The 23,016-nt window shown below is 35.6% G+C and carries 25 protein-coding genes; 12 read left to right on the top strand and 13 right to left on the bottom strand.

What is annotated here, in order from left to right:
• Positions 1 to 3 precede the first annotated feature (3 nt).
• The 12 genes from ISU00_RS09980 to ISU00_RS09925 form a co-directional block, all read right to left on the bottom strand.
• On the bottom strand, positions 4 to 327 hold the full coding sequence (locus ISU00_RS09980; protein ID WP_228850517.1) for a hypothetical protein: 324 nt from the start codon (positions 325 to 327) through the stop codon (positions 4 to 6).
• A gap of 5 nt (positions 328 to 332) precedes the next feature.
• A complete protein-coding gene (locus tag ISU00_RS09975) occupies positions 333 to 1,310 on the bottom strand; it encodes a deoxyhypusine synthase family protein (protein WP_228850516.1) in 978 nt (325 codons plus the stop codon).
• Positions 1,297 to 2,232 carry an agmatinase gene (gene speB, locus ISU00_RS09970; protein WP_228850515.1) on the bottom strand — a complete coding sequence of 312 codons (936 nt, stop codon included), beginning with the start codon at positions 2,230 to 2,232 and terminating at the stop codon, positions 1,297 to 1,299. Before speB ends, ISU00_RS09975 begins: the two co-directional genes overlap by 14 nt.
• Entirely contained in the window at positions 2,225 to 3,622 is a 1,398-nt protein-coding gene (locus ISU00_RS09965) for a type III PLP-dependent enzyme domain-containing protein (protein WP_228850514.1), read from the bottom strand. The genes speB and ISU00_RS09965 overlap by 8 nt, the downstream gene beginning before the upstream one ends.
• 62 nt (positions 3,623 to 3,684) lie before the next feature.
• Complete coding sequence (locus tag ISU00_RS09960; protein WP_228850513.1) at positions 3,685 to 3,855, bottom strand: hypothetical protein; 171 nt, start codon at positions 3,853 to 3,855, stop codon at positions 3,685 to 3,687.
• Positions 3,856 to 3,927: 72 nt separating this feature from the next.
• On the bottom strand, positions 3,928 to 4,773 hold the full coding sequence (locus ISU00_RS09955; RefSeq protein WP_228850512.1) for a pseudouridine synthase: 846 nt from the start codon (positions 4,771 to 4,773) through the stop codon (positions 3,928 to 3,930).
• Between the two features lie 90 nt (positions 4,774 to 4,863).
• Positions 4,864 to 5,769, bottom strand: coding sequence for a geranylgeranylglycerol-phosphate geranylgeranyltransferase (locus ISU00_RS09950; RefSeq protein WP_228850511.1), 906 nt, complete (start codon positions 5,767 to 5,769; stop codon positions 4,864 to 4,866).
• A gap of 9 nt (positions 5,770 to 5,778) precedes the next feature.
• Positions 5,779 to 6,708, bottom strand: coding sequence for a mevalonate kinase family protein (locus ISU00_RS09945; protein WP_228850510.1), 930 nt, complete (start codon positions 6,706 to 6,708; stop codon positions 5,779 to 5,781).
• A 59-nt stretch (positions 6,709 to 6,767) separates the two neighbouring features.
• Positions 6,768 to 7,844: a diphosphomevalonate/mevalonate 3,5-bisphosphate decarboxylase family protein gene (locus ISU00_RS09940; RefSeq protein ID WP_228850509.1), complete on the bottom strand. Its 1,077-nt coding sequence runs from the start codon at positions 7,842 to 7,844 to the stop codon at positions 6,768 to 6,770.
• Between the two features lie 7 nt (positions 7,845 to 7,851).
• Positions 7,852 to 8,379 (bottom strand): DUF1697 domain-containing protein, encoded by a 528-nt coding sequence (locus ISU00_RS09935; protein WP_228850508.1) that lies wholly within the window; start codon positions 8,377 to 8,379, stop codon positions 7,852 to 7,854.
• Positions 8,379 to 9,587: a BaiN/RdsA family NAD(P)/FAD-dependent oxidoreductase gene (locus ISU00_RS09930; RefSeq protein ID WP_228850507.1), complete on the bottom strand. Its 1,209-nt coding sequence runs from the start codon at positions 9,585 to 9,587 to the stop codon at positions 8,379 to 8,381. The genes ISU00_RS09935 and ISU00_RS09930 overlap by 1 nt, the downstream gene beginning before the upstream one ends.
• Entirely contained in the window at positions 9,587 to 10,456 is an 870-nt protein-coding gene (locus ISU00_RS09925; protein ID WP_228850506.1) for an acyl-CoA thioesterase, read from the bottom strand. Before ISU00_RS09925 ends, ISU00_RS09930 begins: the two co-directional genes overlap by 1 nt.
• Positions 10,457 to 10,603: 147 nt before the next feature.
• On the opposite strand from ISU00_RS09925, the gene ISU00_RS09920 reads away from it, so the two are divergent.
• The 8 genes from ISU00_RS09920 to ISU00_RS09885 all read left to right on the top strand — a co-directional run bounded on the left by ISU00_RS09920 (position 10,604) and on the right by ISU00_RS09885 (position 17,239).
• Positions 10,604 to 11,410 carry an NHL repeat-containing protein gene (locus tag ISU00_RS09920; protein WP_228850505.1) on the top strand — a complete coding sequence of 269 codons (807 nt, stop codon included), beginning with the start codon at positions 10,604 to 10,606 and terminating at the stop codon, positions 11,408 to 11,410.
• Between the two features lie 146 nt (positions 11,411 to 11,556).
• Positions 11,557 to 12,264, top strand: coding sequence for a CPBP family intramembrane glutamic endopeptidase (locus ISU00_RS09915; protein ID WP_228850504.1), 708 nt, complete (start codon positions 11,557 to 11,559; stop codon positions 12,262 to 12,264).
• Positions 12,265 to 12,436: 172 nt separating this feature from the next.
• Positions 12,437 to 13,249: a CPBP family intramembrane glutamic endopeptidase gene (locus ISU00_RS09910; RefSeq protein ID WP_228850503.1), complete on the top strand. Its 813-nt coding sequence runs from the start codon at positions 12,437 to 12,439 to the stop codon at positions 13,247 to 13,249.
• A 197-nt stretch (positions 13,250 to 13,446) separates the two neighbouring features.
• Positions 13,447 to 14,550 (top strand): glycoside hydrolase family 2 TIM barrel-domain containing protein, encoded by a 1,104-nt coding sequence (locus ISU00_RS09905; protein ID WP_228850502.1) that lies wholly within the window; start codon positions 13,447 to 13,449, stop codon positions 14,548 to 14,550.
• A 12-nt stretch (positions 14,551 to 14,562) separates the two neighbouring features.
• The gene (locus tag ISU00_RS09900; protein ID WP_228850501.1) at positions 14,563 to 15,036 is read left to right on the top strand and encodes a nuclear transport factor 2 family protein; all 474 of its coding nucleotides are present in this window, start codon (positions 14,563 to 14,565) and stop codon (positions 15,034 to 15,036) included.
• 159 nt (positions 15,037 to 15,195) lie between these two features.
• Complete coding sequence (locus ISU00_RS09895) at positions 15,196 to 15,600, top strand: DUF6547 family protein (protein WP_228850500.1); 405 nt, start codon at positions 15,196 to 15,198, stop codon at positions 15,598 to 15,600.
• A 151-nt stretch (positions 15,601 to 15,751) separates the two neighbouring features.
• Positions 15,752 to 16,318, top strand: a complete 567-nt coding sequence (locus ISU00_RS09890; RefSeq protein ID WP_228850499.1) for a hypothetical protein — start codon at positions 15,752 to 15,754, stop codon at positions 16,316 to 16,318.
• 171 nt (positions 16,319 to 16,489) lie between these two features.
• Positions 16,490 to 17,239, top strand: a complete 750-nt coding sequence (locus ISU00_RS09885) for a DUF6090 family protein (RefSeq protein WP_228850498.1) — start codon at positions 16,490 to 16,492, stop codon at positions 17,237 to 17,239.
• A 483-nt stretch (positions 17,240 to 17,722) separates the two neighbouring features.
• On the opposite strand, the gene ISU00_RS09880 is transcribed toward ISU00_RS09885, so the two are convergent.
• Positions 17,723 to 18,139 carry a hypothetical protein gene (locus ISU00_RS09880; protein WP_228850497.1) on the bottom strand — a complete coding sequence of 139 codons (417 nt, stop codon included), beginning with the start codon at positions 18,137 to 18,139 and terminating at the stop codon, positions 17,723 to 17,725.
• A 528-nt stretch (positions 18,140 to 18,667) separates the two neighbouring features.
• Between ISU00_RS09880 and ISU00_RS09875 the strand changes: the two genes are divergently transcribed.
• The 4 genes from ISU00_RS09875 (at position 18,668) to ISU00_RS09860 (ending at position 22,790) form a co-directional block, all read left to right on the top strand.
• The gene (locus tag ISU00_RS09875; RefSeq protein ID WP_228850496.1) at positions 18,668 to 19,402 is read left to right on the top strand and encodes a DUF6090 family protein; all 735 of its coding nucleotides are present in this window, start codon (positions 18,668 to 18,670) and stop codon (positions 19,400 to 19,402) included.
• Between the two features lie 155 nt (positions 19,403 to 19,557).
• Positions 19,558 to 20,529 (top strand): proline iminopeptidase-family hydrolase, encoded by a 972-nt coding sequence (locus ISU00_RS09870; protein ID WP_228850495.1) that lies wholly within the window; start codon positions 19,558 to 19,560, stop codon positions 20,527 to 20,529.
• Positions 20,526 to 20,897 carry a hypothetical protein gene (locus tag ISU00_RS09865; protein WP_228850494.1) on the top strand — a complete coding sequence of 124 codons (372 nt, stop codon included), beginning with the start codon at positions 20,526 to 20,528 and terminating at the stop codon, positions 20,895 to 20,897. Before ISU00_RS09870 ends, ISU00_RS09865 begins: the two co-directional genes overlap by 4 nt.
• Positions 20,898 to 21,152: 255 nt before the next feature.
• The gene (locus ISU00_RS09860) at positions 21,153 to 22,790 is read left to right on the top strand and encodes a M1 family metallopeptidase (protein ID WP_228850493.1); all 1,638 of its coding nucleotides are present in this window, start codon (positions 21,153 to 21,155) and stop codon (positions 22,788 to 22,790) included.
• The last annotated feature ends 226 nt before the right edge of the window (positions 22,791 to 23,016 follow it).

Below are 23,016 nucleotides of genomic sequence, written 5' to 3'. Positions count from 1 at the left end.
AGTTTAATCTTCGTCCTCTTCGCCCATATCATCTTCTGGGTCCATATCAGGAGCTTGAATGGCGTCTGGATCATCACTGTCGTAATCGGCATAGTCTTCCTCATCATAATTCTCCATTGTTACTTGAAGCTTGGTACTCACTTTAACCAAATACTTGGTGTCATCAGTAGATACCTCAACGGCTTCAATCCATTCGTTTTTCGCATTCCTGAAGGAAATAATTTGGTCGTCGTCATATCCATCAGGATATTTCTCAACCAACAACGCCAGTATTTCTGGGGTCAGTTTTTTGTAATCAACAATAACGCGTTTTAAATTGTCCTTCATAAAAATTACATATCTAATAGGTACGCAAATATAAGAGGCGCAACGATAGTTGCATCACTTTCTACAATAAATTTTGGGGTATCGATTCCTAATTTGCCCCAAGTAATCTTTTCGTTTGGTATAGCCCCCGAATAGGAACCATAACTGGTTGTGGAATCGCTAATTTGACAGAAATAACTCCAAAATGGAGTATCTTCTCTTTCAAGGTCTTGGTATAACATTGGCACGACACAGATTGGAAAATCTCCTGCAATACCACCTCCTATTTGAAAAAATCCTATACCATTTCCTGAATTGGAAGTATACCAATCTGCTAAAAAGGTCATGTATTCAATACCAGATTTCATAGTGGTAGCTTTCAATTCTCCCTTAATAACATAGCTAGCAAAAATATTCCCCATGGTACTATCTTCCCAACCAGGAACCACCATCGGCAAATTCTTCTCCGCCGCAGCATACATCCAAGAATCCTTCAAATCAATTTCATAATATTCTTCCAATACGCCTGAGAGCAGCATTTTATACATGAATTCATGAGGGAAATAGCGTTCTCCTTTATCGTCAGCCTCTTTCCAAATTTTATAGATATGCTCTTGCAATCTTCGGAAAGCCTCTTCCTCTGGGATACAGGTATCTGTAACCCTATTAAGGCCACGTTCCAACAAATCCCACTCCTCCTGAGGTGTTAAATCTCTATAATGTGGCACCCTTTCGTAATGAGAATGGGCGACCAAATTCATAATATCTTCTTCTAAATTGGCTCCTGTACAAGAAACAATTTGCACTTTATCCTTTCGGATCATTTCGGCAAAGATTTTACCCAGTTCAGCAGTACTCATAGCTCCTGCCAAGGAAACCAACATTTTAGCACCATTCTCCAGCTGTTGTTCATATGCTTTAGCAGCATCAACCAATGCCGCAGCGTTGAAGTGCAAATAATACTTCTCTATAAAATTTGATATTTGGCCTTTAGAGGTCGTCATCGTCACTAAATTTAGAAAATTTATTTAATCCTGAGTCGTCGTCGTCAAAATTGTTGTCATCTTCATCTGCAGATGTATCCTTGAATTTATAACTCAGCATTTTGTAATATAATCTGGCTGCCAGCATATCAGGAGCCTTATTCGTTTTTTTCGGGCATAGTTCCATAATATCGAAACCAACCACATTTTTCTCTTCGAATACCTTTTTTAAAAAGTCTAAAGTTTCGTACCATAATAGTCCACCTGGCTCTGGAGTTCCAGTAGATGGCATTATGGATGGGTCTAAGGCATCCAAATCGAAGGTAATAAAAACATTATCGGTGAGCAATTCGACTACTGCATCAGACCAAAATTCTTCCGTGGCCATATCATGCGCAAAAAATACTCTTTCCTCATCCATTACAGATAACTCCAAAGCATCCATTGATCGTATACCCACCTGTACCAAATTGGTGGTTTGGCTGGCCTCATAAACAGCACAAGCATGATTGAACTTACTTCCCAAATAGGACTTACGTAAGTCTGCATGGGCATCAATGTGCAAAACTGTAAGGTCATCAAAGGTTTCGTTAAAGGCACGTATGGTTCCTATTGAAATGGAATGTTCGCCACCTACAACAGTAACAAACTTATTTTTTTTGATATGCTTCTTAACCGTTTCATGCACTTCATTTACCACGGCTTCTGGACTTGAGGCCTCTGTAATTGGTTCTGTAACATGGATGCCTTGTTTATATACCTCCGTATCGGTTTCTATATCATAAAGCTCCATATTATCTGCCGCATGCAATAAAGCTTCAGGACCTTTATCAGCCCCTTTTTGCCAAGTACTTGTACCATCATATGGCACAGGAATCAGCACAATCTTTGCTGTTTCTAATTTGGAATACTGATCAGATATTCCAGCAAATGTTTTACTCATTGTAACCTAAAATTTGTAAAAATTCTTCGCTTGTTTGTTGTTCATTAAAAATTGAAGTTTTTAGATTCCCCTCATCATCTTTGTCTATTAGCAAATATTTTGGCGTAGGAATCAAGCAGTGCTGCAATCCACCATAACCACCTATGGTTTCTTGATAGGCACCAGTATTAAAAAAGCCTATGTACAAAGGTTTTTCCTTATTGTATTTAGGAAGGTAAATAGCATTCATGTGCTGCTCAGAGTTATAATAATCATCGCTATCGCACGTAAGACCACCAAGGAGAACACGTTCGTAAGAATCGTACCATCGGTTTATAGGTAGCATTATAAAACGTTTGTTAATGGCCCAAGTATCTGGTAAAGTGGTTATGAATGATGAATTAATCATATTCCACTTTTCCCTGTCGTTTTGTTGTTTTTGATACAATACTTCATAAATGGCTCCGCCACTTTCACCCACGGTAAAACTTCCAAACTCAGTAAAAATATGCGGTACTGGCACCTCTTCCTCATCACAAGCAATTTTAACTTGGTTCAAAATTTCGTCTACCATATACTCATAATCAAAATCGAATGCCAACGAATTTTTGATAGGAAAACCTCCTCCAATATTCAAACTGTCTAAGGTTGGACAAATCTTTTTCAAATTGGTATAAACCTTAAGGCACTTAGAAAGTTCGTTCCAATAATAAGCATTATCGCGAATACCGGTATTAATGAAAAAATGAAGCATTTTCAACCTAACTTTCTTGTCCCCCTGTATCTGCGCCTTGTAGAAAGGCACAATGTTTTTGTAGCCAATACCAAGTCTGGAGGTATAGAATTCAAATTTCGGTTCCTCTTCCGATGCAATCCTGATACCTATATTGTACTTTTTGTTAATTGCAGCTGAAAGCAAATCAATCTCCTCGTAATTATCTATTATGGGAATACAATTCTTATGGCCATTATTGATTAACCTTGCAATATTGGTAATATATTGGGCACGCTTAAAGCCGTTACTCAACACATAAGTTTCATCGGTTATTTTCCCTGAAGCCTTTAATTTTTCAACGATATCTATATCGAATGCTGAAGAGGTTTCAATATGAATATCATTTTTCAATGCCTCATCCAAAACATGACGAAAATGAGAACTCTTTGTACAATAGCAATAATAATACTTACCCTTGTATTTATGCTTTTTTATGGCATTTGCAAACCATCCTTTTGCCTTTAATATATTATTTGAAATCTGTGGTAAATAAGTAAATTTCAATGGAGTACCATATTGCTCCACCAATTCCATTAAATCGATGTCGTGAAATTTAAGAGATCTGTTTTCTAAAGTGAATTCGTCCTGAGGAAATTCAAAAGTCTGATCGATTAAATCTATGTATTTAGTATTCATTAATAATTAAGTCTTGATTTTAAAAATAAGGATTGTAAATCTATCTAGAAACTCAGACTACATTAAATAAGAAGGTACTCTACATGATAGTAGGGATACGTCTCTTCCTGATCGGAAGAATAAAGGCCTTTTACCTTAGTAGTTGCATCATTCATTCGGATTTTTTTCAGCGGGAAATTTCCAGCCAATTTGGCATTAACAGCCAACCTACCGAACCCTAACAAATTGTTCAATGTAACACAATAAAGTGGGTACAAATGAAAACTAAAATTTTGAAAATTTTTTGTTCAAATGCGATTTTTTTGTCACAACATCATCAAATTATTGATTTCTTGTTGTGAAAGGTGTTTGCAACGCCCTCTAGGAAGGTCTTTTTTGGTCAATGGCCCTATCGCAACACAATCTATTTTAACCAAATCGTATTTAAGATGTCCGAATATAGTACGCAAAATAGAATTGCCAATATTTTTCACTTTGATGCCGATTTCCTTTTTTGAGCTATTATCTATATAAGCAATATCCTCAACCTCTACTTTCTTCCCATCTATATCTAATCCATTCTGTATAGCTTGGAAATCTTCATACTTTAAATTCCTATCCAATTCAAGGTGAAACAAGCGTGCAACCCCAGAATTTGAATTAGTAAATTTCTGAATCAATTTGTCATCATTTGTCAACAATACTAGGCCTAGGGATCCTCTACCTAACCGACCGACCGGTGTAACCCTTGAAGAAGTAGTGCTGGCAATTAAATCCATTACGGTTTTATCCTTGCTATCACTGTTAGTAACGGCATATCCCTTGGGTTTATTCAAAAGAATGTAGGTCGGCTTTTCAGGATTAATGCGGCGACCATCGAAGCGCACATCATCTTCTAATTTTACGCGATAACCCATCTCAGTAACCACTTTCCCGTTAACAGTAACGCTACCTGTGGCAATATACATATCAGCCTCTCTTCTGGAACACATCCCAGAATTAGCAATGTACTTGTTTAAACGGATTAGTCCATCCTCTTTTTTAGCATTTGTTGAGGAAGCTGCATTCTTTTTTATCGGGGCATTACCTCTGGCATAACTTTTCTTGCGCTGCCCGTTACCACCCCTGCCGGACGTTTTTCCTCTTCCATTTCCTCCTTGATGTCTACTCATGTCCTAAAAAATTTTATGCAAAGATATAAAAGCAAGTGTCAACAGTATGACTAAAGATTAATTAGTATAAATTCATTTTTATCAAAAATGCTAAAGAATACGGTTGAGAACCACATGTACATCGATAAGAAGGATTCCAAAGACCCCAGCTACAATGATAAACTTTAAAACATTGTGCAGAACTAAATAATGGATCTTACGTCTGCTATTCCAAAGAATGTAAAGAAACAGTGTTAGGAGTGCAATACACAGATAGAAATACACATCCATATGCCCTATTTGAAAGTAATTAATCAATAAGTAAATAGGCACCAAGGTTAGAGCCGCCAATATGGTGAGCATGACTTTGGAAGCCTTTTCACCATAGACAACCGGTATAGTCCTATAATTTTGAAGCAAATCGCCTTTTAAGTTTTCCAAGTCCTTAGTTAGTTCGCGCATAGAAATCATTAAAAACAAAAAAGTCGCATGGACAAATATTACCTCAGCAAAATTTTTATAATAAATGAATATTGCAAAGAATGGCGTAATCGTCAACACTGCAGAAACCAAATTACCAACGAAGGGCATTTTCTTCAATTTATGGGAGTACAGCCAAATGGCAAAAATATAGGAAGAGAAAAAGATTACCGCCCTAAAGGATATATAACTGGCTAGTATTACTGCCAAAAAATTTAAGACAAAATAGAGCGAGAGCTTTGTATTCTGACTAACTATACCATCTAGTTTAGTTTTATGCGGCCGGTTAATAAGATCCTTTTCTACATCATAAAAATTGTTGATAATATATCCGCCTGCAATTACCGCTGCGGTGGCCAATACAATAATAAATAAATTAGGATCGAACAGAACTTCCTTTAACGGTCTTTCAGGCGCGAGTATGTATATGGAAGTTAGGTATTGGGCAATAATAATCACCAAAATATTATATCCGCGAACAGCTGAAAACATGCTAAAGAATTTTAGCAGCACTTGCTTTTGTTTTTGGGATAACATGGAAATTTATTAGAAGTTGTAGACCACTTCTAATCGGTAATCTTTGAGAGCAGTTTTGGCCTTCTCAAAATCTTCGGCAAAACCTAGAATGTATCCTCCACCGCCAGACCCACAAAGTTTTAGGTAGTAGTCATTAGTCTCTAAACCTTTCTTCCATAAATCGTGAAATGGTTTAGGAATCATAGGTTTAAAATGGCTCAATACAACTTTGGAAAGTTGCTTGGTATTACTAAAAAGGGATTTAATGTCGCCTTTCAGAAAATCCTCCACACAGGCATCTGTATGTTTGATAAACTGGTCCTTCAACATATTTCTGAAACCCTCCTGTTTCATGTTTTCCATAAAAATGGAAACCATTGGGGCAGTTTCTCCAACCACACCGCTGTCAATTAAGAAAACAGCGCCTTTTCCGTTACTTTTTTGCGATGGAATACCCGTAGCCTCAATATCATCCTTAGAATTTATAAGGATAGGTATGCTTAGATAACTATTAAGAGGATCTAATCCCGAAGACTTACCATGGAAAAAGGATTCCATATTTGAAAAAATCCTCTTTAAAGTGAGTAATTTCTCCCTAGTTAGATTTTCAAGAACAGTAATTTTTTCCTGCGCGTAATGGTCGTAAATGGCAGCAACTAAAGCACCGCTACTACCCACACCATAGCCTTGTGGAATAGATGAATCAAAATACATACCTGCGTCTATATCTTTCCCTAAACGCTCAAAGTCAAAACGCACCAAATTTTCATCGATAGTTTTTAGGTACTCCATAAAGGACCTTAAATTTTGGTTTGAACGCTGAGCCCTTTCATCAGGTTGTTCATCCACCTTTAAAGCACCATTAAAAAAGTTGTATGGGATTGATAGACCTTTGGAATCTTTAATGATTCCGTACTCTCCGAAAAGTAATATTTTGGAATAAAACAGGGGTCCTTTCATCTAACTAACTATAGCCTATAGGGTTAAAGCCAATAATAAGGCACAAATATACACTAAATTTATAATTGTCGCGGACCAATACCAACTTCGTCTTGAATAAATTTCTTGTTTTGGCAATATTTTAGCAATTCTCGCTCAATAAAAGAGGTCACATGCTTGGCATAGGAGGCGGGATAAAGCAGGTGTACATTGGCTCCAGCATCCAACGTAAAACAAATCATTATACCACTCAACCTTCTAAATTCCCAAATTTTGTTGATAATTGCCAAGGTGTTTGGCTTCATCAATAAATAGTTTGGATCGCTAGTCATCATCATGGCATGTAAACTCAGAGCCTCACTTTCAACCAAGTTGACAAATGCCTCTAAATCTCCAATTTCCAATATCGGAATCAATTGATCGATGTTAGCATTTGCCTGACTAAAACGTTGTTCAGCAAATGGATGGTTATCCATTAAACTATGGCCAAGGGTACTACTCACTTGCTTTTGCCCCTCTTCCACAATTAGAATTGCATCCTTATAGCCATTAAAGACATCATCTATTTCAAGAGGATAGCCTACACCACACAAATCGCTACTTCCGGGAATTGAAGGATGCTCACCCCAAACCACAATACCACCATCCAAACTTCTGCACGCGCTACCGGAACCTAGGCGAGCCAAAAAAGATGCTTTATGCCGAAAAAATGCATCATCCATTTCTGGATTCAATTCCAATTCCATCTGCATCAAACAAAGGCTTAATGCCGCCATACCGGAAGCAGAGGAAGCTATACCAGAAGAATGGGGAAATGTATTGGTAGTTTCAATTTTCAAATCGTAATCTCCCAAAAAAGGCAAATAATCATCAACCCTGCTCAGAAACTTTTTGATTTTAGGCTTAAAATCTTCTTTGAGTTCGTTATCTAACCAGACTTCAAAATCAGCCACCTCCCCTTTTTTAGGGATATAGCTTAATGTTGTGATGGTTCTAGATTGGGAAAGGGTAAAACTTAAGGAAGTATTCATAGGTATTTGGGGCTCCTTTTTTCCCCAATACTTTACCAATGCTATATTACTTGGCGCCTCCCAAGTTGTAGTACCTTTTATTTTTTTGTCAGATAATTTTTGAGGGACAAATTGGTGGTGTATCATCTTTAAATCATTGGCACAAAGATAATAACTTTAGCATGGTTTTATAGTTCCTTGTGGTGGCTTTTACTTCAAGTTTCTTTTCAAAAAAATTGTTATGGAATTTCGCCCGACCATATCCGTTAGTTGGATTTAAATACACACATTCACTAGTTATCTTGAAAGGTTCATCCTTAACGGCAAGTTTCTGTATGTCTTCAATTTTTGAAGTTGTTGGCCCTTCATAAAGCAAAACAAAATAGCTTTTTTCTAGATGGATTCCAGAAAAGGGAGAATCATTAATTACCGCCATTATTTGTGCTGGAGTTAAAACCAATGTTGGCACATCAAAACCAAATTTCTGTTTAATGGTGGCTTCAATTAATTCTTTCAGTTTATGTGGGTTGGAGTCGGACTTGAGAATAATGTTTCCGGTTTGGATATACGTTTGCACCTCTCCAAGTCCGGCTTTCGTAAGCCCCATTCTTAAATCAGCCATAGGCACCTTTTTTTGCCCACTTACATTAATACCCCTTAGAAGCGCAATATATGTTTCCATCATCCGAGTGATTTAGCTACTATATAAGCTGATGTCCAAGCGTTTTGAAAATTAAATCCTCCAGTAACTCCATCGATATTTAAAATCTCACCTGCAAAATAAAGGTTAGGCAACAGTTTACTTTCAAAGGTTTTAAAATTAACTTCCTCAAGGGCAATTCCCCCGGCAGTTACAAATTCTTCCTTATAAGTGCTTTTACCATCCACATTAAAAACACATTCAGTTAAAACATCAGCCAATTGATCCATTTCAAGCTTGTTTAAATCGCCCCAACGCTGTTCTTGAGATATGCCTGCACGAACAACCAATTGCTGCCATAGGCGTTTTGGCAATTCGAAAAGTGGAGTTGATAGCACTCGCTTCTTACCAATGGCATTGCGTTCGTCTTTCAGAATTTCAAGAAGGTCGTCTTTAAATTTCAACACGAAATTCACCTTGATTTGAAATTTATAATCTAATTCATTCAAACGGATAGCGCCAAAGGCCGACAGCTTTAAAACTGCCGGACCACTAAGTCCCCAATGGGTAACCAACAAAGGCCCTTCAGCATATAAGTCGGTTCCCACAACCTCTATCTCAACTTTAGGAACAGAAACTCCCGGAATCGCTTTTAACTGCTTGTCTTCAATATTGAAGGTAAATAAAGAGGGCACTGCCTCCTCTATTCGATGGCCCAACTGTTGAAGCAGTTGCCACATACCTTGGGAACTACCAGTTGCCATTACTATTCTTGAAGCTGAAAAGGGTTCATGATTTGTATTAAGCACATAATTGTCATCTTCAACTAAAATCTGTTTAACGGAAGTGCTGTAATACACTTTTACCCCAGATTGTTTAGCGGATGATTTAAAACAGTCGATAATAGTTGAAGACGAATCCGAAATTGGAAAAACCCGACCATCCTCTTCAATCTTAAGCTCAACCCCCTTTTCTGCAAACCACTGCATGGTATCACCTGTCATAAAGGTATGGAAGGGACCTAACAATTCCTTTTCACCCCTAGGATAGTAGGTCGTTAATGGTTTGGGTTCAAACTCGGCATGGGTAACATTACACCTACCTCCTCCGGAGATTTTTACTTTCCCAAGACCTTCTTTCGTTTTTTCCAAAATGGCTACCGATAGATGGGGATGCATTTCAGCAATGTTAAGGGCACAAAAAAATCCAGCCGCTCCACCACCAACCACGATAATATCAAAATGCTCCATTAACGCTTGTCTTTAGGACGTATCATCCCCTCTTGTGCAACGCTTGCTACCAAAACACCTTCCCTAGTGTAAATATTTCCCCTTGCAAAACCGCGCGCATTGCTGTTGCTCACAGCCTCTAAAGAATAAAGCAACCAGTCGTTTATTTCGAAATCCCTAAAAAACCACATAGAATGGTCTAAACTCGCAGTTTGGGCATTTCCCCAATGTAACTCTGATGCATGTGGATTAAGGGTAACCCCCAATATATTATAATCAGAAACATAGGACAATAATTGTTGTTTTATGGGTAAATCGTGTGCAGGTATATCTCCTTTAAACTTAAACCAAATAGCATTCCTAGGAGGCAAATCTTTATGCTCCATAGGATTGGCAATGTAAGTGGGTTTAAATTCTACCGGACGTGGAATATCCAGAAAAGATTTAAGTCTACCAGGTAACATAGTCCCAAAGTTCTCGAGTAATTCTGTCCAACTTTGCAAACTCTCTGGCTCGGGAACCTCCCTATCTAAATCCGTTTGATGGTTATAACCAGGTTCATCCTTATGAAACGAACAGGCCAAAATGAATATAACCGTATCATTCTGCAAGGCAGTTACCCTTCTAACAGAAAAGCTACCACCATCACGCATCACAGTAACTTTATAATCTATGGGAACTTCTAAATCGCCAGGTTCTAAAAAATAGGCATGCATAGAATGCAAAATACGGTTGTTGGCAATTGTTCGGTACGCGGCATTAAGAGCCTGTGCCACCACCTGTCCTCCAAAGACATTTGGGCTACCGACTGTATAGCTTTTTCCAACAAAATCTTGTTTATCCTTTTGCTGCAGGTCTAATAGGTCGAGGAGATCATTTATGTTGGTCATTTGGAATATTTTGCCATAAAGCTAAGGAACCTGATTTAAAATCCACAACCCGCACGGAAAAAGCAGTTAACAGAATTTTATAAGGCCAAAATCTTTTATTTAATAGCTAGACTTTAAATTTGTGATTACACGCTAAATTAGACCTTCATGAGCCTAAAATCACTGCTATATTTTTTTATTCTATCTCCTTTAATATGGAATTGCAACACCGGAAACCTAGATGTAATTGCAGACCTGCCAAACAATTTAAGGGAGGTCTCCGCGATACAATTAATCGAGGGATCTCCACTCTATTGGGTTATAGAGGATGCAGGCAATGAACCTATCCTATATGGATTGGGAGAAGATGGAGGCATACAACAACAGCTGCGCATTACCAATGCAGAAAATGAGGACTGGGAAGATTTGGCAGCCGATAGTAACGGCAATTTATATATTGCCGATATAGGTAACAACAGTGGTAAACGGGATGACTTTACCATATACAAACTTAAATACCCTGAAAAAGAAACCACAAAAGCTCAAGCAGAGGCCATCCACTTTTCCCTGCCAAAAAAAATGGATGACAAGGACATGGAATCTCTTTTTATACACGATGGAAACTGCTATGTTGTGACCAAGGAGCACGGTAGTTTTAGCATTTTGAAATTTCCAAATACGGCAGGAGAACATAAGGCCAAGGTGGTGAGCGAGGCAAACATCAAAGGAAAAGCCAATAGAATTACTTCAGCGGATATTAGTGCCGATGGCAGAACCTTGGCTTTGCTGACCAATGACAAACTCTATTTATTCAGTGATTATAAGGGAGATGATTTTTTGGAAGGAAACGAACAACAATTAGAGTTTAAGCACCACTCCCAAAAGGAAGGCCTATGTTTTGAAAGCGCCAACAGCTTTTTGATTACCGACGAGGACACTGGTTTTGGCGGCAATATCTATAGGTTGCAATTATAGATTACGTTTATTTTTTAATTTGCGATATAAAAGATATAAACGCAATTGTGCGTTTATCCATACGTTGGCGTGCATTTAGGTTACCAGTTTATTAATTTATATTTATAATATCTAAAGCTGTTTTAAATGAAACAACCAACATATAAATGAAACTTAACATTACGACAGCCTATTCTAAACCAAATAATATTAAAGGTCTTTTTATTGATATAATAATATATATATCTGTAATGTTCTTAATTAGGGAGGTATATATATCAAAACTTGGATTTCTTGCAAACGGACTTTTTTGGTCACTATCAACTTTCATTGTGGCGACTTGGCGAATGAGAGTTAGAAATGTTACTTGGAAAGATTTGGGTTTACGTAAACCAAAGAATATTCTTAAAACACTAGGATTCTCGATTTTAATACTTGTTTTGGTTGTAATTTCAATGATTGCATTTGAGATAATTAAAGATAATTTACCAATTTCGATAGCACCTGATACTTCATTTGAAGATGCGACTTCAAAATTTGGAAATCTAAAAGGGAATTGGCTACTTTTCGTATCCATAATGCCAATGGTGTTATTAGAATCAATGTTAGAAGAGTTGTTAGATAGAGGTTTCTTATTGAATTGGATTGAACGCCTTTTCTCTTCAACAACTTTTGCAACTATCATTGCAGTCATTTTACAAGCTGTAATTTTCGGATTTAGGCATTCTTATGATTTTTCAGTGAGGTCAATAAGTGCGGGGATTATAGCATTAATTATGGGAATCGCCTACGTGAAATTTGGAAGAAATTTATGGCCGTTAATAATTGCACATTGCATACTCAACACAATATCTATGTTTGATAGAGTATTGTAATTCTAAATCATAAACGACACGCCAACAACGGTTAATCGCCAATAGACGGCACCCTTAGAAAGGAAATAATTAACTTGACCAACAAACCAATACTAAGCCGACAAATTCGCGCCCCTTACTCCGCCAATTGGCAATAACCGAGACCGTTGGCCTTTATCAGAAAACTCAATAAATGATTAGACTTCTACCAAAACCAATAGTACGTAACAAAGAAGATCAAATCGAATTTCGTTGGAAGACATTTTGGTGGTTATTAGTTGTATTCGTTTTGGCTGCAATAGCAAACATCCCACATTCGCGAGCCGTAAAAGAGCTGACTTCTCAAGCTATTGATTTAGAAAAACAATCAATCTTTCAATCAATTATTGGAAATGCCGGAGCTGCGCTAATTATAGGTTCCCTATTCATTTGGATGGGATTATGGATATCTGCTCGAGCAAAATTAGGTGCACCACTTCTTGTAAAAATACTATCTGGTAAGTCGTTTTCGGATTCCTTCAATAGAAATACAATTCTTGCAAGTGCCTTAATTGGTTCTCTTGTAGGATTTTTAATGCTACTAATGCTTAAGGTTCAAAAATATGTTCTTCCAATGGGACCAGCTAATTTTAAACACCCTTCAGCAATTCCTAATCTTTTTGCTTCATTTTCCGCAGGAATTACTGAAGAAATAATATTTCGATTAGGTATTATGTCTTTAGTTATAACTGTAATCCAGTATCTGATTAAAACAAAGACACCATCATATAAAACCATATGGATTGGAAACCTATTAACAGCTTTATTTTTCGGATTTATTCATATCCCAATATCAGGCAATTATTATGACCTAACACCAATCGTAATTGGAACAACAGTATTGGGAAATGTAATAACAGGAACAACCTTTGGGTGGATATTTTGGAGGTATGGTCTGATAATGGCTATGCTGGCACATTTTATTTTTGATGTTGTTTTTCACGTTATAGGCACACCATTTGGTTAAAAAAATAACAAAGGCTAACAAAAAATATAGTGCATTGGGCAATTGAGTTAAAACATGAAAATTAGTAAAACAAATACAACCAGGAACAGTTTGAAAAATTGTTTTGTCTAACGCCAAACACACCATATTCAAATCGTTGAAACCAATATGGAAATAAATCAAGTATTTACAATAATAGAAAAATTATGTACCAAAGAATGCGTAATAATTTATTAATCACATTTATAACAGGATGTTTAATTTTTTCTTGTGTCTCAAAGAATAAAAAGGCTCCAGAACCAAAAGAAACACAAACAGGATTGGTTACCAAAAATGAAAGGTGGTCTGAAGAAAAAGCAAACTTCTGGGAGGAAAAATTACCTTGGTTAAGAGGTTCAAATTTTAATCCAAGTACAGCAATAAACCAACTAGAATTTTGGCAGAAAGAAACTTTTGACCCAGAAACTATTGATAAAGAATTAGGGTGGGCAGAGAATATTGGGCTAAATTGCATGAGGGTATATTTGCATCATGTTGCATGGCAATTTGATAAAGAAGGATTTAAAGAACGAATTAATCACTATTTATCAATCGCTGATAAGCATAATATAGCAACCATTTTTGTCTTTTTTGATGATTGCTGGAATCCTACATATAGTGCAGGAAAACAACCAGATCCCAAGCCAGGCGTCCATAATTCAGGATGGATTAGAGACCCGGGAGATTTACTTTTTACTTCAGAAAATTTACTCCCTACCCTTGAGGCTTATACAAAAGATATTCTTAGCACATTTAAAGATGATAAAAGAATTATTTTATGGGATCTCTATAATGAGCCGGGAAATAGTGGCTATGGCAATAAATCGATGAATTTATTAAAAAAGGTTTTTGAATGGGGAAGAGAAATTAATCCAACCCAACCTTTAACTGCAGGCGTATGGAATTTTGATTTAAAAGATTTAAATAAATTTCAAATTGAAAATTCAGATATTATAACTTATCACAATTATAATGATGAAATCCATCATCAAAGTGCAATTGATACATTAAAGAAGCTTAATAGACCTTTGATTTGCACAGAATACATGGCTCGTAGAAATAATAGTCTATTTGGCAATATAATGCCCATTTTAAAAAAGCAACATATAGGAGCAATCAATTGGGGACTTGTAGCAGGAAAGTCAAATACCAAATATGCCTGGGACGAGCCAATTCCTGATGGATCTGAACCCAAATTATGGTTTCATGAAATCTTTCGAAAAGATGGCACACCCTATAAACAGGAAGAAGTTGATATTATTAAAGAATTGACAAAAGAATAAATTGCTGGACTTATGAAAACTAAGTATCCATTTATACCAACATTGTCAATAATCTTGATCATAATGACAGGATGTAAATCTGATAACACTGAATACGATAAAATGGTCGAATTCGGACAAAACTATACTTATGCTTGGAATAGTAAAGTACCAGAAAAAATGGCTTCATTTTACGCCGAGGATGGTACATTAACTGTAAATAACGGAACTCCAGCAGTTGGAAGAAAACAATTAGCAGAAACTGCTAAATCATATATGGACGCATTTCCTGATTTGGAATTAACAATGGACAGTCTAACACAGGGAATTGGGACTTATCGATATTATTGGACTTTTAAAGGAACTAATTCGGGACCAAACGGAACTGGAAATAAAGTTGATTACAGCGGATTTGAAGAATGGACTATGAATGACAAAGGACTCGTCCAAAAATCAATAGGAACATACGATGCGGCAGAATATGAAAAACAGTTGAATGGGAATTAAAAAACTGGATACAACAACGTATATAATTAAACGTGACGACAGTACAAAACCAAAAGTAAAAATATTAAATTGGCTTAATCTCTCTGTGGATGAATCCTGTGAATGATTCCACAAAGAAATCATATCCAAACCGTTAGCCATTTAAAAGAACCTAACTCAATGAGTGATACATTAGACAAATTTGGAAGATTGATAGTTGATAAGTTAAAAGATAAACAAATCGATTGGTTCAAAGGACTAATTCAAGGTAAATGGAGTAGTCAGGAATCAAAAGAGTTGCATGCCAAACTTTCAAAATTAACTCAAGAAGAAAAACAAGTCGTTGCAGACGTTTTGGAAAAGGTACTTGAGAACTCTATGCATGATTTTCTCTTCGCCATTCAGGAGAGTAACGATTTAGATAGTGGGCTCAAAGTTTTTATGGATGGCGAAAATGTAGCAGAACTTTCTGATGGTTTACATGGAGAAATTTTTACAGAAGAAGGCTGGATTGAAAGGTTTAGCAGGCACAAATCTGTTTACGAAAACAACAATACCAACTGGATAAAAAAGCTATTTAGTTGAAATTCAAATTTCCCGATTTTAGATGTACTTAAAATTCAATAAACTCAGCAAAATCTGCTCACCACACTGTATAACAACCAAAGTTCCCTCATTTTAATATCTTAGATTCAAACAACGCAACGCGGCGTTATAAAAACCGCCAGAACAATTTATGAATAAGCCCCTGATACTACTAATTACTATTCTGACTTCAAATTTAGTTGAAGCACAATTCATAAAAGAAAAATCCATAAATGTTCAAGTTGGTTATGGAATAAGTGTTCCTTACAACAGTATTGACGACATAGCCGATGATGGATTCTTCGCACAAGGAGAATTAGTTCTTAAAGTTAAGTCTTGGGTTGAATTTAGACCTTATACAGGTTTCATTTTAACAAACTCAAATGGAAAGGATCTAGATGATAATCCAACTGAGGAAAAAGCTATATCAAAAGCTATTCTACTTGGAGGAAAAGTAAGAGTTAGAGCACCAATTCCATGGGTAGCCCCTTATGTGGAAATAGGATTAGGAACGTCGATTGGAAAATTTGAGACATTAACCGCGTTCGACAACATTGACAAAAGTGGCGTCATCTTCCATATCCCATTTGCTTTTGGATTGGAATTAGGAAAAAACAATAATGTTGATCTAGGGCTTGCTTACTATTTTCAACCATCTGCCGAACAGTTCGTTGGAGCATTCGCATTGGGGATTACTTTTCCGCTAAATGATAAATAAAACCAAGCGAGTATAGCACAACATGATACCCATTGCTTCATTTATCTATTGACGAAAGAACTAATCGGAATCTACCCGTCAACTAAACTCCCCTCATTTTACTATCTTAGTTTCAACCAACACAACTAACTTTATACCAAAGGGTGCTTCCTTACAATCAACCATTTACCTGTGATAAAATTCTTTAGAAAATTTCGCCAACAAATACTCTCCGAAAATAAGTTCAGTAAATATTTGTTTTATGCTACAGGAGAAACCATTCTTGTAGTAATCGGAATTTTGATTGCACTTCAAATCAACAATTGGAACGAAAACAGAAAACTACAATCAAAAGCACTTGATTATTTGCAACGCCTAAAAATTGATCTTGATAATGTGTCAGAGGATGTAAATCATTCTGTAAAGAACATGGAGCTTAGGTACAATCAAGCATTGACGACTTTAGATGCTTTAGAAACCAAAAAACTTTTACCCACAAAACGTGCAGATTTTGAAAATCATTTAAAGCGGTACTTTCAATTTCAAATCACTATACAAAATACGGTTGCATATAATGAAATGTTGAGTTCTGGCGATTTAGGTCTAATAAAAAATGAGTGGTTGAGAACTGCTTTTGCCAACCTATCCGATTCACGGGACTTTATCATGGAAGTGAATCAAACCAATCATAGTGCGTACAAAAATAATTTGGAAATGATTGAAAAACATGTCCGTTACCATCTTAAAAATGATGATACTGATTCAACAAAAGTTCAAGTATCCTATGACTTTGAGGCTATGAGTAATGATAATCTTTTTATTAATCAAATTTCAAATCATACTTACACCTGGTTTGATATGTTACGATTGTATAAACGTTATCAAAGAGAAGTGAATATCGTTAAAGATAGTATCCTAAAGGAACTTAAAAAATATAATTGATTTTTTGAAAAGTTAAAAATGTCGAAGGCACAACTTAGCATAAAGCCCATTGTTTCGATTCCAGATAGCTATCGGAATTAATCGGAATCGGTTCGCCTGTTAAAGAAACTGCGTTTTATTGTCTTATTCTTAAACCAATTCTATGCTACGCAGATCAAACCACTGTACAAATTAGTTAGAGTAAAACTGCATTAAAATTAGGCCAATCAATAGCTTGAACAATTAAAGGTCTCTTTCCAGTATTTTTTTTGACTCCTCATATTCTTCTTTAGAGATTTCACCATTAGCAAATCATTTTTTAAGGATTTGTAAGGGTTCATCTTTTTTTACCCCTCGAAAGGAGGGATTTTTTAAATACCAAAAAATTCCAATTATTGCAAACAACCATACAATCCACCAAATAAAGTGCATTCCCCAAAAATGTCCATCAAAGTGATGCATAATTAATTCTTTAGATTAATATAATTACTTGTAATTACCTCCTTATTGTTTCATGTTTTCCATCCCATTCATTGAATGAATCATGTGCTGCATGCATTCGTCAGTCATCATTCCATTTTCATTCATCATTTGCATCATACTACCCATCATCGATTTGTTTGCCATCATTTTTTCCATCATATTATGCATCATCACACTATCTGTCATCATCATATGCATACCATCCCCTTTCATCATATTTCCCATCATCATTTGGTTGCCTTGCATCATTTGCATTGCATGTTCATTACTCTGCATTGTTTCCATAAATAACATCATTTGGTTATGGTTACCAACAATAGCTTCAAAAATTTCCTCCCTTGTGTCAGGGTTGTCTAACAATTGATCCACGTTTGCTTTTTGGGTACAACCACTTAAAGTCATAAACCCCAAAATCCAAATAATTATTAATGATTTCATAATCCTTTTTTTTAATATTTTATTATTTTAATATGCTCCCAAAGGGTTCTCGACCCTTTCTTTCATCAATTCACCCTTCCATATAAAGTTCTTATAATTAACATATTAAGATAAGGAATCTAAAATGGTTTAAATTGATATATATCATAAACAATGAATTAATCAACTTTAAAGGTTGAAATTGACGAAATATACAATTATGGAATTTCAATGGTCATAAATACAGATGCACAAACAATTTCTAATGTACCATTAGCCGATGAATATCTTCTCTTAGATAAAACTTTTATTTGAAAATGGATCCTTTAAAAAATGAAATCTTGAGACAATGGGACACTCATTTATATTGGAAGATTCAAAGAAAAACTTAGTCACCTAACAGTTTCAGCCAATACAAATTAATTATACCAAAAAGCAATCCATGAGGGTATAGCCCCAAAATATTCATATTTCACTACCTTAGTACGAAGCTGACTTAATACGACCTTATACAAACCGCCGTGCCTCATTATAATAAAGCATTAACCAATGATAAAACTCTTTAGAAAAATTAGGCAAAATCTTTTAAGTCAAAATAAACTCTCTAAGTATTTGATTTATGCTATCGGGGAAATTATTCTAGTCGTTATTGGGATTTTGATTGCTATTCAAATAAATAATTTAAATGAAAATAAAAAACTAAACATCATAGCCCATCAGTACCTTAAAGGAATTGAAACTGATCTTAAAAAGGATATAACTCAAATAGACAGTATCCTAAATCGGTTAACTCTTGCGGTAGGGATGATTAGTAGTGTTGAAAACATTTACAAAGGTGAATTTTACAAACCAAATGAATACAACAGCTTATTTAACAACCTTGACACTTCAAAAACCAATCTTCTTTTTTATAGAGGAATGTCTTTTAGGGCCAATAGAGGCACCTATAATTCATTAATATCTGATGGCAAAACTGGAATTATAAAGGATAGGGAACTTTATCAAAAAATTCAAGAAATATATGACGAGTTAAATCCTCGGATTTCGAGTACCTATGAAAATCTTAAGGAAATTGAGGGACGTATTTGGCAAAATTATCCATTTCAAAAGAAAACTTGGAACTATTCGGATCTCAAAAATTCAACAAATGATAAAATATTCTTAGACCTCTCGAACTTTACAGAAGAAAAATATTTCTATGCTCAAAATTTATATGATCTTAAAATACAAATTAATAAAACACTCGAATTATTAGAACATTTAAACTCTGAAAAGATATTATAAACTAAGATTATTTAAAAATTGATTAATTGTCACGAATAAGCTCAACTTACCATTTTATTTTCATAAGGATATGGTTGCATTTCAGAAATTGTCGATTTTAATTTATTGCAAATTAATAATTGAAACATTTCTGCAAATTATTCAAAACTAAAAATATGAAGAGCCATTCAATCTTTTATATCATAATTGTAGCGTTAATTACCAGCTGTGCTTTTAATACAAGACTATCAAAACCAGTTCTTCAACAGGGTGAAGGCTTTGTAGAGGTAGAAGGCGGCAAAATTTGGTATGGAATTATGGGCAATGGAGACAATACCCCTTTGCTGTGTTTACATGGCGGACCTGGAGGTACCAGTAAAAGGTATTATAATTTGTCTGAAATATCGAACGAACGACCGGTAATTATGTTCGATCAACTAGGTTCAGGACGATCAGGTCATCACCAGGACACCACTTTATTAAAAGTAGAAAAATTTGTTGAGCAGGTTAACGCTATAAAATCAGAATTAAAATTAAATGAATTCTATTTGGTTGGAAGTTCCTGGGGAGCAGCCTTGGCACTCGAATATTATTCGAAGTACCCAGAAGGTATTAAAGGAATAATATTTAACAGTCCCTATTTTAGTACTCCTATTTGGAGCGAAGACGCTACTGAGCTTGTATCACAACTACCTGATTCCATACAGACGGCCATTCGAATTGCCGAAAGAGATAATCTCTTTGATACAGAATCTTATATGGCCGCCGATAGTGTCTTTGCCAGTAGACATGGCCGAAGAAAAGAAGATTTTAAACATACCTATGATACAGTCCCAAAAGAAAGAAATTCATTTATTTACAATTATATGTGGGGACCGAGTGAATTTACGGCAACAGGCACATTAAAGAATTATGACAATGTTGAAAGCCTTAAAAAAATAAAAGTACCTACCCTGTTTACAACCGGCGAGTTTGATGAAGCTCGTCCAGAGACTGTAAATATGCTAAGTAAAATGGTGAATGATTCTAGATTTGTCATCATTCCCGACGCAGGGCATAGTACCCTTAATGATAACAGACAGGCAGTGGTTAAGGCAATTCAAGATTTTCTTGAGAGCAATGAGAAATCAAAAAGATTTTCCAATTGAAAACTAAAGTAAAATTTCTAATCACATTAATAGGCTTTCTAATTGGAGCAGTTTCTTATTGGCGGACACCATACAAAGAATTAAATCTTTTGGATACCCAAATGTGGATCCTTTTTGTTTTTGGAACTTTGATTGGCTCCTTTATTTTGAATTTATACCTCAACAACAAACCCATAAAAGTTGCCATATTAATTTCACTCGGAGTTGTCTTATCTGTAATTTTTCGAATACTTTATGAAATAACATTTATGGATACATCTTCCCATAATCTAGCCCCATTCGAAATATTAGTAAGTGTGATTCAAACATTGCCAATGTCCCTGCTTGGAGCATACCTAGGCAAAACCATTTTAAAGTTAAAAAAATAGGTATCGCAAAAAATATGGTCTGTTTTCACAAACCATATCCTATCAAAACAAACAATAATTTTAAAAAATACTAATAAGTGATGCTTCCATTTCCTGTATTTGAAAATCAGCCCTGCCAATTCGCTTTGCCAATTAATCTAAATTCACTCCACAACCCAAATTCCGTCATTTTACTATCTTAGATATAACCAACATCATCCTTTAGGGTATGAACCTTTATAGGCATTCTTGAAACAACCTATTAAATATTGAACCATGAAAGTCTTCACTTTTTTCATTTTAATCAGTTTAACAGGTATAATTGGCCACGCTCAAGAATTTTCCAGACAAGATACCTTGAGGGGCTCCATAACACCCGAAAGGGAATGGTGGGATTTGTCTTATTACAATCTAGATATTGTTGTTGATATTGAGAAACATGCGATAAACGGCTCAAATACTATTCGGTATAAGGTTTTAAAACCAAACAAACTTATTCAGATCGATCTTCAACCACCAATGGAGGTTTTCAAAATCACCCAAGATGGGGTAGAATTAAATTACAAACAAGAGGGAAACGCCTATTTCGTTGAATTAGAAAAGGATCAAGCGGTTGGCAATTATAACGAAATTATTGTCCACTATGGGGGAATACCAAGAATCGCCCCTCGCCCTCCGTGGGATTCTGGCTTGGTTTGGAAGAAGGATGAGTTAGGAAAAGATTTTATTTCTAGTATTAGTTGGGGCGCAGGTTCTAGCCAATGGTGGCCATGCAAAGATCATATGTACGATGAACCAGACAGCATCAAATTCAGTATTAATGTGCCAAAAAATTTAGTCGCTGTAGCCAATGGAAAGCTTATGGGTAAAGATGAAAAGGACAACAGCACTCATACCTTTCATTGGAAAGTATCCAATCCAATAAACAATTATGGCATCACATTTAATATCGGTAATTATGTCAACTTTTCAGAAATCTATAATGGAGAAAATGGACCTTTAACATGCGAATATTATGTATTGGAGCAAAACCTTGATAAGGCTAAAGTTCAATTTAAACAAGTTCCCTTGATGCTAGAGGCTTTTGAATATTGGTTTGGCCCTTACCCATTTTATGAAGATGGTTATAAGCTTATAGAAGCCCCCTATTTGGGCATGGAACATCAAGGAGCAATTACCTACGGAAACAAATATCAAAATGGCTATTTAGGTTCTGATCGTACAAATACAGGTTGGGGCAAAAAATTTGATTATCTCATCATACATGAGTCTGGCCATGAATGGTTTGCTAATAATATTACATTCAAAGATATTGCCGATATATGGATCCATGAGTCTTTCACAACGTATTCTGAAGGTCTTTTTGTAGAATATTATTATGGTAAAGAAGCAGGCAATGACTATCAAATAGGAAAACGAGGCGGAATTAGCAATGATAAACCCATGATTGGAAACTACCAGGTTAATGACATCAATTATACTGGTGATAATTATCCCAAAGGCTCAACCATCTTGCACATGCTCCGTCAGATAGTAAATGATGACAACAAATGGCGGCAGGTATTGAGAGGGTTGGGCGACCAATTTTACCACCAAACCGTCACAACTGAACAGATTGAAAATTATATAGCAAAAGAAACACAACTTGATTTGAACAGTTTCTGGAACCAATATCTTAGAACAACTCAACTACCCCAATTGGAATATAATTTTTCAAATGGCCAATTATCCTATAGATGGTCCAATGCCATTGATAACTTTAAAATGCCGTTAAAAGTTACATTTAATGGAAAAGAACGATGGATAAACCCAACTAGTGAATGGCAACAAATGGATGTAGGTTCAGACGAATTAATTTTAAAGATTGATCCGAATTTTTACGTAACCTCTACTTACAGTAATTCCAAACAATAGCCGTATTGGCCATCAGCAACTAAGATTCATTAAAAAAGTGCCATGGGTTATATATTATAATACTTCTATACTATCCCATGCCTGGTCAAAGCAATAAAAAACAAAAAAGATTATTCTTTGACAATGCAATCGCATGGTGAAATTTCATGAGATTTAAATTAGTTCCCATTTTTATAAACAATTATTTTTCCATCTGGGACTAGTTTAAATGTTTGACGGTCAACAA

This window comes from Aegicerativicinus sediminis (assembly GCF_015476115.1).
Lineage (GTDB): Bacteria > Bacteroidota > Bacteroidia > Flavobacteriales > Flavobacteriaceae > Aegicerativicinus > Aegicerativicinus sediminis.
Note: the sequence above shows the minus strand (reverse complement) of the source record. Positions and strands in the feature narration are given on the sequence as shown.

Coding starts and splice junctions, on each gene's coding strand:
- ISU00_RS09980 (WP_228850517.1), bottom strand. CDS start 327: ATGAAGGACAATTTAAAACGCGTTATTGTTGATTACAAAAAACTGACC.
- ISU00_RS09975 (WP_228850516.1), bottom strand. CDS start 1,310: ATGACGACCTCTAAAGGCCAAATATCAAATTTTATAGAGAAGTATTAT.
- speB (WP_228850515.1), bottom strand. CDS start 2,232: ATGAGTAAAACATTTGCTGGAATATCTGATCAGTATTCCAAATTAGAA.
- ISU00_RS09965 (WP_228850514.1), bottom strand. CDS start 3,622: ATGAATACTAAATACATAGATTTAATCGATCAGACTTTTGAATTTCCT.
- ISU00_RS09955 (WP_228850512.1), bottom strand. CDS start 4,773: ATGAGTAGACATCAAGGAGGAAATGGAAGAGGAAAAACGTCCGGCAGG.
- ISU00_RS09950 (WP_228850511.1), bottom strand. CDS start 5,769: ATGTTATCCCAAAAACAAAAGCAAGTGCTGCTAAAATTCTTTAGCATG.
- ISU00_RS09945 (WP_228850510.1), bottom strand. CDS start 6,708: ATGAAAGGACCCCTGTTTTATTCCAAAATATTACTTTTCGGAGAGTAC.
- ISU00_RS09940 (WP_228850509.1), bottom strand. CDS start 7,844: ATGATACACCACCAATTTGTCCCTCAAAAATTATCTGACAAAAAAATA.
- ISU00_RS09935 (WP_228850508.1), bottom strand. CDS start 8,379: ATGGAAACATATATTGCGCTTCTAAGGGGTATTAATGTAAGTGGGCAA.
- ISU00_RS09930 (WP_228850507.1), bottom strand. CDS start 9,587: ATGGAGCATTTTGATATTATCGTGGTTGGTGGTGGAGCGGCTGGATTT.
- ISU00_RS09925 (WP_228850506.1), bottom strand. CDS start 10,456: ATGACCAACATAAATGATCTCCTCGACCTATTAGACCTGCAGCAAAAG.
- ISU00_RS09920 (WP_228850505.1), top strand. CDS start 10,604: ATGAGCCTAAAATCACTGCTATATTTTTTTATTCTATCTCCTTTAATA.
- ISU00_RS09915 (WP_228850504.1), top strand. CDS start 11,557: ATGAAACTTAACATTACGACAGCCTATTCTAAACCAAATAATATTAAA.
- ISU00_RS09910 (WP_228850503.1), top strand. CDS start 12,437: ATGATTAGACTTCTACCAAAACCAATAGTACGTAACAAAGAAGATCAA.
- ISU00_RS09905 (WP_228850502.1), top strand. CDS start 13,447: ATGCGTAATAATTTATTAATCACATTTATAACAGGATGTTTAATTTTT.
- ISU00_RS09900 (WP_228850501.1), top strand. CDS start 14,563: ATGAAAACTAAGTATCCATTTATACCAACATTGTCAATAATCTTGATC.
- ISU00_RS09895 (WP_228850500.1), top strand. CDS start 15,196: ATGAGTGATACATTAGACAAATTTGGAAGATTGATAGTTGATAAGTTA.
- ISU00_RS09890 (WP_228850499.1), top strand. CDS start 15,752: ATGAATAAGCCCCTGATACTACTAATTACTATTCTGACTTCAAATTTA.
- ISU00_RS09880 (WP_228850497.1), bottom strand. CDS start 18,139: ATGAAATCATTAATAATTATTTGGATTTTGGGGTTTATGACTTTAAGT.
- ISU00_RS09875 (WP_228850496.1), top strand. CDS start 18,668: ATGATAAAACTCTTTAGAAAAATTAGGCAAAATCTTTTAAGTCAAAAT.
- ISU00_RS09870 (WP_228850495.1), top strand. CDS start 19,558: ATGAAGAGCCATTCAATCTTTTATATCATAATTGTAGCGTTAATTACC.
- ISU00_RS09860 (WP_228850493.1), top strand. CDS start 21,153: ATGAAAGTCTTCACTTTTTTCATTTTAATCAGTTTAACAGGTATAATT.